Raw genomic sequence first — 12,456 nt, forward strand, 5'->3', positions numbered from 1 at the left:
CAGCGAACCGAACGCCCCCGGCGACGTCGCACAAGTGATGAACATCGTGGCCGAACGGATGAAGAAGCAGTGTGGGGACACGGGGGCAGAATTCGGAAATCAATCGCGCCTCGATGAGCTCACGGAGGAGCCGCAGATGGCCGTCGGAAACAAAGGTGTCCTGCTGGTCGACTGGGACAACCTGGCCGGCGCGATCATCGGCCGCGGCCACGTCGTGGAGCGAGGCATCGTCGACGCCCTCTGGAAAGACGCGACGGCCCGGTGCGGCGGCCACCTGCACCACAAGCACATGGCGGCCACGAAGTTCGACGGCACCATCTCGGTGGCGATGGCCGACCACCTCATCAAGGACGACGTGGTGGGCAGCGCCAAGGAACAGGCCGACATCCATCTGACCGTGCTGGCGATGGACTACCTCCACCAGGACTGCGGCCAGTTCGTGCTGGTGACCGGCGACCAGGACTTCATCCCGCTGATCCGCCGCCTGCTGAGCGACGGCTGCCGGGTCACCGTGGTGTACGGCGACGAGGACCGCCTCTCCCCCCAGTTCCGTGGCATTCTCACGCTGCCCGGCCTGGACTCCATCTGCATCGACGACATCTACACCCTGCAGAAGCCTCCGCCGGCGACCTGCCGGGCCCTGCTCGGCCTGCTCGAACTGCAGCGTCGCGGCATCATCCTCGGCGGCAAGGAACAGGCCGACCGCACCGCGACCCTGGCCCGCTGGGGCATCCTGGAAAACGAGGACGAGAGCCGCTACTGGGCGCTCATCGAGTCCCTCGGGCACAAGGTCGTCCGCACCGACGCGGCGGTGCGGGCCAAGGAGCAGTTCCTGCCCCGCAACGCCACCCGCACCTACGTCGACGTCGGCTCCGGCCGGTTCGCCGACGTGCTGGCCATCGACTACGTGGTCCGCCGGCTCGCCGCCCGACCCAAGGGACTGACGGTCACGGAACTGCGCGCCGGCCCCCTCCAGGCGGACAACGGCTCCCGGCTGCTGCGCGCGCTCGACGCGCTGACCGCCGTGCAGCTCGTCCGCAAGGGCGCGGACGACACGTACGCCGTGACCGTGGACGACCTCGCCCTGGGATACCTCGAACCGCTGTGGCGGGTGCACGCCGGCCTGACCATGGAGTGCTTCCGCACCCAGAGCCGGACCATCCCGTTCCGCCGCCTGCCCGGCCTGCTCAGCGCGAGCGGCGTCGGGCAGGGCCCGGAGAAGTTCAACGCGGGCCTGGTCAACCGCGTCCTCAAGTACGCGAGCGCGGCCGGCGTCGTGGATGCGGTCGCGGTCGCCGGCGCCCGCCACGCGCTGGCCACGAACTCGCCGTTCGCCCGCCCCATCGAGGACGCCTACCACGAGCTCTACCGTGCCTTCGTCGGCCGGGCTCCGAGCCCGATACCGGAGAGCGAGATCCTCGAGTTCATGGCGGTCAAGGACCGGACGCGGGCCGAGCCGGTCTTCGGTTACGACCAGCGTGACCGGCACCGCATCCTGCGCGTCCTGGCCCAGTCCCGGGCCATCACCTGGCGGAGCGAGAAGGTCACCATCGCCCGGACGCGGTGGGGCGACGCCGGCTCGTCCTTCGCCTAGGAACGCCCGTGCTGCGCCGGACCTGGACCTGGCTGCGCGGAGCCGCCGGACATGGGCTGGCGCTCGCCCGCGGATACGGCCTGGCGCTGGTCGGCACGCTGGCGATCTGCGCCGCCGGAACCGCCGTCGTGGTGGCCTTCAACTGGCCGACCCAGCGGGCCGCCGCGGTCGCCGGCTCGTTCGCCGCCGTCGCGTCCACCATCGGCGTGCTGGCCGCGATCTACCTCTCCCGGCAGGCGCTGTCCCGGACCGACCGGCAGCTCACCGAAACGCGCCGGTCCCTGGTGCTGAGCCGGTACCCGCTCCTGCTGCCGGTCCACCAGTCGGTGGCGTTCCCGGACTCGGGCGGCATGCTGGCCCAGCACCCACCCGCCGAGGAGCGCTTCGCGCTGACCTCCGCGCCCGCCCCGGCGTACGCGTTCCTCGCGGTCGCCAAGGACCGGTTCCTCGTCCCGGTGGAGAACGTCGGCGAGGGGCCGGCGCTGCGCGTCCGCGGGACGCTGTGGTGCTCCGACGGGCGCAACGGCCCGGTCGACGGCGTGCCGGCCCTGGGCGCGGGCCGGACCGGCGTGATGGCGGCCGTGATCCGCGCCGACGGGCGGCCGCTGCCGGAGGAGTTCCGCGCCGCTCTGGACGACGGAATGCGCCCTGCCTACTGGCTTGATCTCGACTATGCCGATGTCTTCGCGAACCCGCGCCGGACGGCGGCGCTGTTCGACCCCCGCGGAATCGGCGCCTGGCACTACGTGCGGGGACACGAGCCGGGCACGCTCTGATCGCGCACTTTGCCCGGGAAAAGTGAAAGCCCCAGCACGGAGGCTGGGGCCGGGTATTGAGACGGATCGAACGATGACTACGTTTCAGCTCATCATCGCCAGCCACCATCTCCCCTATGGGTAAAGGCTACGGACACGCTCCGCGAGCGTCAACTCGGCCACCCGTTCGTGTCTGCACTCCGATCAGCCATCGAAGACCGCGATTCGACGGACCATGAGTAGTCCTCCGGCGCACGTGATCAGCGGGAGCGGTGCGCGGCGAGGTGGGCGAGCATCGTGTGGTTGGCCTCCCAGCCGTCCGGGAACTTCACCGGCACGTCCAGGTGCACGCGCTCGGTCGACGGGTGCGCGTCGAGCAGGTCGGTGATGCCCGCCCGCGCCACCACCACGCAGGCGTGCCGGTGCCGGGACGCCAGTACGCAGAGCCGCCCCGACTCCAGGTGGAACGCGGTCGCGTCCCGCCGGCCCGAGAGCGGGTGGAGCACGATCGTCACGTCGTACTCCCGGCCCTGCAGCCGGTTGGCCGTGTCGACGGTGATGCCCGCGCCGGCCGCGCCCAGGTGCGCCCGGATGGCCGCCACCTGGTCGCGGTGCGCGGCCCCCACGGCGATCCGGTCCGCCGTCACCGGCGCGCCGTCGGGCGCCTGCTCGGAGAACCCGACCGGCTTGCGGTGCAGGAATCGCAGGGCGAGGGCGGCGCAGGCCGCCGCGGCCTCGGAATCGGTACGCGGCGTGTGCCGGGCGGGCAGCTCGTGCAGCGCCCAACCGGCCGTGGCCGCCACCTCGACCGTCGCGTCGAAGGGGTCGCCCGGCCCCGGCTCGGTGAAGGTCAGCGCGCGGTCGGCCGGCCCGGTGCCGGCGCGGAACCCGGTGAACGGGTAGAACGCGGCGGCCACCACCGGCGCGGCCGTGGCGGGCAGCCGCCAGGACACTGGCAGCCGGTGCACCGGCAGCTCCGGGTTGTGCCGCAGCAGGGTCGCCACCGCCGACTGCATCGGGTCCCACGTCAACCCGGTCCACCGCGCGGTCTCGACGGTCGAGAACGGGTCGAGCTGCCCCGGGTCGCCCACGAACAGCGCCCGCTCGAACCTGCCGGCCACGCGCAGCAGGGCGTCCGACCGCATCTGGTACGCCTCGTCGACGATCGCCCACGGCCAGACGCCCTCGGCGACCGTGGCCCACTTGGCGGCCGTACCGATGATGACGGCCGCACCGCCGAGATCGGCGACCTTCGCGGCGACCCGGACCGTCTCGTGGCCCTTCACCCGGTCGGTGGGCTGATAGTCGGTGGCGGAGAGCCGGCCGATGGGCAGCTCGGGGGCCTTGCGGGCGAGCCGGTCGATCAGGTCGTCGACCTGCTCGTTGGTCTGCGCCACGACGATCAGCGGCTCGCCGGCGGCAGCCAGCTCGACGGCGGCGCGGACCACGAGGGTGGACTTGCCGGCGCCGGGCGGGGAGTCGACCACCACGCCCCGGTGGTCGCCGGAACGCAGGTCGGCCAGCACGGCGGTGATGACCCGCTCGGCCTCGACGGCCGGAGGAGCTGCCAGTTCCGCGAGCATGAAGCACCCTCCCTGAGCCGACTGCCGCCCGCCACCATACGAGCCGGGTCCGTCAGCGGCGGCGCTCCCCCACCCGGCGGCCGGCTGACAAGCCGGGCGGCAGCGTTGTCCCACCCAGCGGCCGGCCGTCAAGCTCACCGGTCGTGGAACAGCGCCATCTCCACCTCGTCGGGCTCGATGCCCCGGCGCTGCGCCTGGTCCGCCGCCCAGGCCAGGTAGGCGAGCCACTCGTCCGGCACCCACCCGGACGGGCGCTTGACCCCGGCCTCGGCGGGCAGCCGGCGCGAGACGACGCTGTCAAGGATGAGTGGTTGCCGGCCTCCCGCACCGCGGCGGTAGCCCGCGAAGTAGAGCAGCTTGGTGAAGACCGCGGGGCCGAGCCGGGGCAGCCGCGACTCCTTCGGATCACGCAGGCGTTGGTAGGCGGTGCGCAGGCCGTCCTCGTCCGGCGCGGCCATGCGCAGGCCTTCGAGCGCGTACGCCAGCCGCTTGCCGTCCGGATCGCCCTCCAGCGACCGGGCGGTGCGCCACGGGCCGTAGCCGATCGGGCCGTAACCCCACATCAGCGCCGCGCTGAGCAACTGCCGTGGGCTGGCCTCGCCGGCGCGCCAGGCCTCGGCGACGGCGAAGACGTCCCGCCGCCACACCTCGCCGGTCTCGGGGAACCCGTCCGGCCAGGCGTCCGCTGGAAGCGCCGCACGCCACCTGTCCGGGTAAATGGTGGCGGGCTTCAGCTCGCCGGGCAGGGCGGGGCTGGGCAACTGACTCACGGCGTCCTCCTCGCTGTGGTCGAAGCCGTGGACCGGATGCTCAAACGCTATTGACGGGGCGCCTGCTCGGGCCGCCCCGGACCCGGCAGGTGGCGGTATCACGTCGCGCTGCGTCGAGTACGAAGCGATCATCAACCTCGGCCTCGCCGACCAGTCGATCGCCGTGCGCTGGCGTGGTTCAGGAGTCCCGGCAGGCTCGGCCTGGTTGCGGTCAAGCGGCCTGTGCCGCCGGTTGCTCCGCCACCTGCCCACCGGCTCGACCCAAGCCCTCGCCCACCCGGAAGGTGACTAGTTTTCCGATTTGACCGTTGCTCAGATTGGCCGCCCATACGATCGCCGAAGCGCCCTGTCGGGTGCGTTCCTTGCCGAGCTGCGGAGGGGCCATGGCACTGGGTCGTGCACTTCGGACACTGGCCTTGGCGGCCGTCGGCGGCTTGATCGCCATCGCCGCGACCGCGCCGGCCGTGGCCATGGCCCCATCGCCTGCCGGCACGACCCTGGCGGGCGGCTTCACACCCGCCCCACCGGAAGGGCCACGCCCCCCGCTACTCCCGGCCGACTTTCAGGGGACCGGCCGGTACATCGTTCGCGACCTCGGCATCGATGTGCCCTTCACCTGGCAGGGACGCGACGGCGACAGCCAGATGATCGCCGGCGGGCCGGAGTATCCGATCTGGTTCACCAACCTGATCTACGACAACACGCTCTACACGCTCACGTACAAGTGGCCGGGCATCCCGCCGGACCCGCCGCAGCCCTGCCATCAGGCCGGCTTCTTCAACCGGCAACTGTTCAACGACCTGCTGAAGACCGCGCGATTCGTCGGACCGGAGATCCTGCAGGGGAACAACGGTCGGCACGTCGACCACTGGCGGGCCGGTGTCGTTGCCGGCTTCACGCAGCCGGGTGAGTTCCCCCGGATCCCGCTCGCACTCGGTGACATCTACGTCGACCAGAGAGATCCGAGCCGGTGGTGGCAGGTGCTGCATTTCGGCATCCAAAACCTCTACGACCCCGCGCTGGACGAGTGGTTCACGATGGACACGTTCTGGCACTGGCCAGGGCAGGTGACCCTGCCCGACAGGTGCCTCCCTTCGCCGGCCTGATCCCGCAGGCGGCCCTTCCGCCGCGGCTCGGCAGGAGGTGGGCCGGCGCGGGCGGTGGGGAGGACACACCGACAGGTCACATGCCCGGCCGGCCGCTCGTCCACCCGGGTGACACCTGCAGAAGGGAACCCGAGCCATGAGAGTTCTGCTTGCGGGCGCCTCAGGCGCCGTCGGTCGGCCCCTCACCCGCCAGCTCATCGCCGCCGGCCACGAGGTCGTCGGGATCAGCCGCAGCCCTGGCAACGCCGAGCGGCTGCGCAACGCCGGCGCCGAGGCCGTGGTCGCCGACGTGATGAATCGAGAGAACCTGCTCGCCGCCGTACGGGACGTGCGGGCAGACGCGGTCGTCCACGAGTTGACGGCGCTGGGCACCACGAAGATGGGCGAGGCGCTCCAGGGCACGAACGCCCTGCGTACCAACGGAACGGCCAACCTGCTCGCGGCGGCCCGGACGGTCGGCGCCCACCGCTTCGTCACCCAGTCGATCGTGCTCGGCTACGGCTACCGCGACCACGGCCCGCGGGTGATCAGCGAGGACGACCCGTTCGCCGAGCCGGTCGGCGGCAAGCTCGGCGAGGCGGTGGCGGCGATCCGCGCCACCGAGGAGCAGGTGTTCGCGGCCGACGAGATGGAGGGCGTCGCGCTGCGCTACGGGTTCTTCTACGGCCAGGACCGCATGACCAGCATGATCGTCAACCTGGTGCGCAAGCGCCGGCTGCCGGTGCCCTCCGGGGGCGGCTTCGCCAACTTCATCTACCTGGAGGACGCCGCCGCGGCGACCGTGGCCGCGCTGGAGAAGGGGCGGGCCGGGCAGGCGTACAACATCGTCGACGACGAGCCGGTGCGCTGGGGCGACTACCTGGACACCCTCGCTGCCGCGTTCGGGGCGCGCCGGCCGTGGCGGGTCCCGAGCTGGATGCTGCGGCCCATCCCGTACGCGCACGCGATGATGACCACCTCGATGCGCGTCTCCAACGCCAAGGCGAAGCGCGAACTGGGCTGGGCTCCGGCGGTGCCGACCTACCGCGAGGGCATCCCGCTGATCGCGAGAGCGAGCCGCTGAACGCCCGCCGCCAAGGGCCATTGGCGCATGTGGACCGCCAGCTCGTCGTGACCTGACAGCTCCTGCCCGAACTGGCTGGACGGCACGATAATACTGAGTATCATACCCGGTATACTCACGCTGGGTGGTGGACCATGAGCATTCGACACGCGTTGCTGGCGCTGCTGACCGAGGGATCGAAGTACGGCCTGCAACTCCGGCAGGAGTTCGAGGCCCGCACGGGTGAGGTCTGGCCGCTCAACGTCGGCCAGGTCTACACGACGCTGCAACGCCTCGAACGCGAAGGGCTCGTCGAGTCGGACGAGCGCGACGGCGCGCAGCGACGGTTCCGGATCACCGACGGCGGCGAGCGGGAACTGGACACGTGGTTGCGGACCCCACCCGACGCCACGGCCCCACCACGCGATGAACTCGTCATCAAGGTGCAGGTGGCGGTACGCATGCCCGGCGTCGACGTACGGGAGATCCTCCAGGTCCACCGCCGGCGCCTGGTCGAGGAGATGCAGCGGTACACCCACCTCAAGGCCGACGCGGACCCCGAGGACATCGCGCTCGGCCTCGTCGTCGACGCGGAGCTGTTCCGGCTCGAGTCGGTCGTCCGCTGGCTCGACGCCGCCGACGCCCGCTTGCGCCGCCTACCGGCCACCCCCACCACCGGCGCGACGCCGAACGACCGAGGCAAGCCCGCCGCCACCGGCGGACCGGCGGAGTCCGCGCCGGCCCGCGAGCAGGCCCGACGATGAGCGCCGTGCTGAGCATGCGCCAGGTGTCCAAGGTGTACGGCACGGGCCACGGCGCCGTACCCGCGTTGCGGCAGGTGGACCTCACCGTCGACGCCGGTGAGCTGGTGGCGATCATGGGGCCGAGCGGCTCCGGCAAGAGCACCCTGCTGACGATCGCCGGCAGCCTCGAGGAGCCGACCGACGGTGCGGTGCTGGTCTGTGGTGACGACGTGTCGACCATGTCCGCCGACGGGCGGGCGAGGCTGCGCCGCCGGTCCATCGGCTTCGTCTTCCAGGACCTGAATCTGCTCGCCGGGCTCTCCGCCGTCGAGAACGTGGCGCTGCCGCTGGAACTCGACGGTGTCGGCGCGCGGGCCGCCCGCGCCGCCGGCCTGCGCGTACTCGAGGAGCTGGGGCTGGCCGAGCGGGCCGCCCACTTCCCCGACGACCTGTCCGGCGGCGAACGCCAGCGGGTCGCGATCGCCCGCGCGGTGGTCGGCGACCGGCGCCTGCTGCTCGCCGACGAGCCCACCGGCGCGCTGGACTCGGCCAACGGCGAGGCGGTCATGCGGATGCTGCGGGCGGCCTGCAAGCGCGGGATCGCCGGGGTGATGGTGACCCACGACGCGCAGCTCGCGTCCTGGGCCGACCGGGTGGTGTTCCTCCGGGACGGCCGGGTGGTCGACCAGACCGCGCCGGCGGTCGGCCCGGACACCCTGCTCGCCGGGGACGTGGCCCCGTGACGGCGACCACCGCCACCCCACCGGCCACCGACCGGCCGGCGCCCCGCCGCGCACCGGGCGGCGGACTGCCGGCCCGCCGGGCCGTGATCCGGTGGGCGGTACGGCTGTTCCGCCGCGAGTGGCGCCAACAGGTACTCACCCTCGCGCTGCTCACGGTCGCCGTGATCGGGGCCACGTTCGCCGTCTCGGCGACCTACAACATGGCCTCGTCGAGCGACGGGAGATTCGGCCGCGCCGACCACCTCCTGCAGCTCGACGGCGGCGACCCGGCGGCCCTGGACTCCCGGCTCGCCGCCGCACGGCAGTGGTTCGGCACGATCGAGGCGATCGGTCACCGCTACGTGGAGGTGCCGGGCCTGTTCGATCCGATCGACGTCCGGGCTCAGGACCCCGCGGGTGCGTACGGCGCACCGATGCTGGCGGTGCGGCAGGGCCGGTACCCGGCCGGCGCCGGCGAGGTCGCGCTCACCGACGCGGTGGCGCGCACCCTGCGGACCGGGCTCGGCCGGCGGGTCAGCCTCGACGGCCACGACCGCCTGGTCGTCGGGACGGTGGAGAACCCCCGGGACCTGACCGACGAGTTCGCCCTGGTGGACGCGGCGCACGCCGACCCGCCGAAGACCGTCACCGTCCTCGTCACCGGGGACCGGGCCGACCTGGAGGCGTTCCGCGCGACACTCGACGGTCCCCTCGTGCGCGAGTCGCGGCCCGGCACGAGCCGTACCGTGATCGCCGCCACCACCCTGGCGCTGGCCACCGTCGGTCTGCTGCTGGTGTCGCTCGTCGCCGCGGCCGGGTTCATCGTGGTGGCGCAGCGCCGGCTGCGGCAGCTCGGCATGCTCGCCGCGATGGGCGCCACCCGGCGTCACCTGCGGCTGGTGATGCTGGCCAACGGCACCGTCGTCGGCGCGGTCGCGGCGGTGCTCGGCACCGCCGTCGGGGTCGCCGCCTGGCTGCTCGTCGCCGAGCGGGTGGAGACCGCCGCCGGGCACCGCATCGACCGGTTCGACCTGCCCTGGGCGACGATCGGCGCGGGGATGGTGCTGGCCGTGGCGACCGCCACCGCCGCCGCGTGGTGGCCGGCGCGGGCCATCGCGCGTACCCCGATCATGAGCGCCTTGTCGGCGCGGCCGCCGCGGCCCCGACCGGCCCGGCGCACCGCGGTGGTCGCCGTGGTCCTGCTCGCCGCCGGTATCACCTGCCTGCTGCTGTCCGGCGGCACCAGACCGGCGCTGATCTCCGCCGGCACCATCGCCACGGCCGTCGGTGTGCTCTTCGTCGGGCCGACGGCGATCCGGTTGCTGGCGGCGGCGCGCGGCGGGATGCCGGTGGCCGTCCGGCTGGCGTTGACCGACCTGGTCCGCTACCAGGCCCGGGCCGGTGCGGCGCTCGCCGCGATCAGTCTGGCCCTGGGGATCTCGGTGGCGGTCGTCGCCGGCTCCGCCGCCGCCGAATACCAGGCCAAGCAGGCCGCCGGCCTGGGCAACCTGGCCGAGGGCCAGCTTTTGGTCCGCATCGGCCGGCCCAGCCCGGTGATCCCGGTACGCACCCCGGAGCAGCTGGCCGGCCTGCAGGCCCAGGTCGACGCGATGGCCGGCAACCTCGGCACGCCCACGGTGACCCCGCTCGACATGGCGGTGGTCGCCTCCTACACGGACCCGGGCGAGCCTGGCGGCCAGCCCGGCCATCCCGCCGTCGAGATCGGCACGGCGGTTGCCGACCGCCAGCAGATGACGACGTACCCCCTCTACGTCGCCACCCCGGAACTGCTCCGGCTCCACCGGCTGGACAGTGCGGCGGTCGCGGCCGACACCGAGGTGCTCACCGTCCGCACCGGCGCACTCGAACTGGTGAACATCCCCGAACGGCGCGTGTACCCGAAGACCCAGGCGCTGTCGGGCCCCCGGTACTCCTCGATGCCGAACTCGATGGTCACCGCGGGCATGATGGCCGGCCACGGCTGGCAGCCGGCGCGGGTCGGCTGGCTCGTCGAGGCCGACCACCCGCTCACCAAGCAGGAGTTGGACACGGCACAGAACCTGGCCGTGAGCGCCGGCTTCACCATCGAGTCCCGCCACGAGCGGGCCTCGCTCGGGTCACTGCGGACCGGGGCGGTCGCCGCCGGCGCGCTGCTCGCCCTCGGCATCCTGGCCATGACCGTCGGCCTGATCCGCGGCGAGGCGGCCGGCGACCTGCGCACCCTGACCGCGACCGGCGCTCCCAGGCGGGTACGGCGCACGCTGACGGCCACGACGGCCGGCGCGCTCGCGCTGCTCGGGGCGCTCCTCGGCGTCGTGGGCGCGTATGCCGGGTTGGCCAGCGTGCTGCACCGAGACCTCGACGCGCTCACTGACGTGCCGGTCGCGCACCTGGCGGCGACGATTCTCGGGCTGCCGGTGCTCGCCGTGGTCGCCGGCTGGGTGCTCGCCGGCCGCGAACCCGGGTGGCTGGGCCGCCGCAGGCTGGACTAGCTGCCCGGATCCGGGTGCCGGACCCGTCAGGCGATGTTGTTCAGCTCGGCCAGCGCGTCGTCGGGAAGGGTCAGCGCAGCGGCGGAGACGTTCTCGCGCAGGTGCGCGACGGACGAGGTGCCCGGGATGAGCAGGAGGTTCGGGGAGCGCTGCAGCAGCCAGGCCAGCGCCACGGCCATCGGGGTGACGCCGAGGCGGGTGGCGACCCCGTTCAGCTCCTCGGACTGCAGCGGGGAGAAGCCGCCGAGCGGGAAGTAGGGCACGTAGGCGATGCCCTGCGCGGCGAGGGAGTCGATGAGGTCGTCGTCGTTGCGGTTGGCGATGTTGTAGAGGTTCTGCACGCACACGACCGGCGCGATGGACTGCGCCTCGGCCACCTGCTCGGCGTTGACGGTGCTGACCCCCAGATGCCTGATCAGCCCCTGCTGTTGCAGCTCGGCGAGGACCGTGAACGGTTCCTCGATCGAGCCGGGGGTGGGCCGGTCGAACCCGCCGACGCGCAGGTTGACCACGTCGATCACGTCGAGGCCGAGGCGGCGCAGGTTGTCGTGGACGGCCTGGCGCAGCTGCTCCGGGGCGAGGGCCTGCGGCCAGTTGCCCTCGGCGTCGCGCAGCGCCCCGACCTTGGTGACGATGTGCAGGTCATCGGGGTACGGGTGCAGGGCCTCCCGGATGATCTCGTTGGTGACGTACGGGCCGTAGTAGTCGGACGTGTCGATGTGGTTGATCCCCAGGTCGACGGCCTCGCGCAGCACGGCGATGGCGGCGTCGCGGTCGTCCGGTGGGCCGAAGACGTGCGGGCCGGCCAACTGCATCGCGCCGTACCCCATCCGGGTGACCGTCAGATCCCCCAGGCGGAACGTGCCGCCGGGAAGGCTGGTCTGTGTCATGGGAATTCCTCTCCCTGAAGTCGCAAATCCGCAAGCTTCCCGCCGACGGGGTTAGCAAACCCTCGCACCGGCCCGGGAGCTTCCTCCCGGCGGCGCGGCTCCAAGCGCCTGCCGGCGCCCCGCCATGCGCTGCGTCCGGTTACGGACCGACACAGCTCACCGGAGCACGAGGCGCTGTGAACTCGCCGTCACCGGCACGAAGGGTCGTCGAAGTCGGCCTCGTCGGCCCGGGTCATGTCGAACGAAGCCGTCGGTGAACCGGGTCCGGCGGCGACCGTGCCATCGGCGGCGAGCGTGGTGAACGACGTCCGGATCCGGAGCAGGTCGCCGTCCCAGTCGCCGTCGAGTTCCTTCAGGCGCACTCCCGGTCCCTCGTCGTGCGAGCGGGTGTGCAGCGAGAAGCGGGTGCCGCGGTAGTTGAGCGGGTCCCCCCAGATCTCGTAAGTCTCGGCCCGCCCCGCCTGGCAGACCTTGATGCCGCCCCGGAGATCCGGGCAGTCGCCGCAGCGGTCGGTCGCGCTGGGCTCGTCGTCGGTCAGACGCAGCACGGCCCGCCGGTCGTCGCCGGGACCGTACGGCACCACGCCCTGCCAGTAGCCGGTCAGCGCCGGCCTGCCGGGCAGCGCCAGAGCCCACGGGTTCGCCACGAAGTGCAGCCCGTAGACCAGGCCGACGCCGACGACGATCAGCCCGGCGAACATGGCGAAGAAGCGCACCTTGTTGGGCTTGCGCCGCGGTCGGACGGCCATCCGAATCTCC

General features: G+C 72.7%; 11 protein-coding genes. 7 read left to right on the plus strand and 4 right to left on the minus strand.

The window, feature by feature from the left end; all coding sequences use genetic code 11:
* Positions 1-136: 136 nt before the first annotated feature.
* Positions 137-1,594, plus strand: a complete 1,458-nt coding sequence (locus ABZ452_RS02135) for an NYN domain-containing protein (RefSeq protein ID WP_357937962.1) — start codon at positions 137-139, stop codon at positions 1,592-1,594.
* 8 nt (positions 1,595-1,602) lie between these two features.
* Complete coding sequence (locus ABZ452_RS02140; RefSeq protein ID WP_357937965.1) at positions 1,603-2,370, plus strand: hypothetical protein; 768 nt, start codon at positions 1,603-1,605, stop codon at positions 2,368-2,370.
* 239 nt (positions 2,371-2,609) lie between these two features.
* On the opposite strand, the gene ABZ452_RS02145 is transcribed toward ABZ452_RS02140, so the two are convergent.
* Entirely contained in the window at positions 2,610-3,932 is a 1,323-nt protein-coding gene (locus tag ABZ452_RS02145) for an AAA family ATPase (RefSeq protein ID WP_357937968.1), read from the minus strand.
* Positions 3,933-4,066: 134 nt separating this feature from the next.
* Complete coding sequence (locus ABZ452_RS02150) at positions 4,067-4,702, minus strand: hypothetical protein (RefSeq protein ID WP_357937971.1); 636 nt, start codon at positions 4,700-4,702, stop codon at positions 4,067-4,069.
* A 383-nt stretch (positions 4,703-5,085) separates the two neighbouring features.
* On the opposite strand from ABZ452_RS02150, the gene ABZ452_RS02155 reads away from it, so the two are divergent.
* The 5 genes from ABZ452_RS02155 (at position 5,086) to ABZ452_RS02175 (ending at position 10,807) form a co-directional block, all read left to right on the plus strand.
* On the plus strand, positions 5,086-5,808 hold the full coding sequence (locus tag ABZ452_RS02155) for a hypothetical protein (protein WP_357937974.1): 723 nt from the start codon (positions 5,086-5,088) through the stop codon (positions 5,806-5,808).
* 136 nt (positions 5,809-5,944) lie between these two features.
* On the plus strand, positions 5,945-6,871 hold the full coding sequence (locus tag ABZ452_RS02160) for an NAD(P)-dependent oxidoreductase (protein ID WP_357937977.1): 927 nt from the start codon (positions 5,945-5,947) through the stop codon (positions 6,869-6,871).
* 134 nt (positions 6,872-7,005) lie between these two features.
* Positions 7,006-7,614, plus strand: coding sequence for a PadR family transcriptional regulator (locus ABZ452_RS02165; protein WP_357937980.1), 609 nt, complete (start codon positions 7,006-7,008; stop codon positions 7,612-7,614).
* Positions 7,611-8,336 carry an ABC transporter ATP-binding protein gene (locus ABZ452_RS02170; protein ID WP_357937983.1) on the plus strand — a complete coding sequence of 242 codons (726 nt, stop codon included), beginning with the start codon at positions 7,611-7,613 and terminating at the stop codon, positions 8,334-8,336. Before ABZ452_RS02165 ends, ABZ452_RS02170 begins: the two co-directional genes overlap by 4 nt.
* A complete protein-coding gene (locus ABZ452_RS02175; RefSeq protein WP_357937986.1) occupies positions 8,333-10,807 on the plus strand; it encodes an FtsX-like permease family protein in 2,475 nt (824 codons plus the stop codon). The genes ABZ452_RS02170 and ABZ452_RS02175 overlap by 4 nt, the downstream gene beginning before the upstream one ends.
* Before the next feature lie 26 nt (positions 10,808-10,833).
* On the opposite strand, the gene ABZ452_RS02180 is transcribed toward ABZ452_RS02175, so the two are convergent.
* Both ABZ452_RS02180 and ABZ452_RS02185 read right to left on the minus strand, forming a co-directional pair.
* Positions 10,834-11,697, minus strand: a complete 864-nt coding sequence (locus ABZ452_RS02180) for an aldo/keto reductase family oxidoreductase (protein ID WP_357937989.1) — start codon at positions 11,695-11,697, stop codon at positions 10,834-10,836.
* A gap of 188 nt (positions 11,698-11,885) precedes the next feature.
* The gene (locus ABZ452_RS02185) at positions 11,886-12,446 is read right to left on the minus strand and encodes a hypothetical protein (protein ID WP_357937992.1); all 561 of its coding nucleotides are present in this window, start codon (positions 12,444-12,446) and stop codon (positions 11,886-11,888) included.
* Positions 12,447-12,456 lie beyond the last annotated feature (10 nt).

This window comes from Micromonospora sp. NPDC005707, assembly GCF_040631005.1.
GTDB lineage: Bacteria > Actinomycetota > Actinomycetes > Mycobacteriales > Micromonosporaceae > Micromonospora.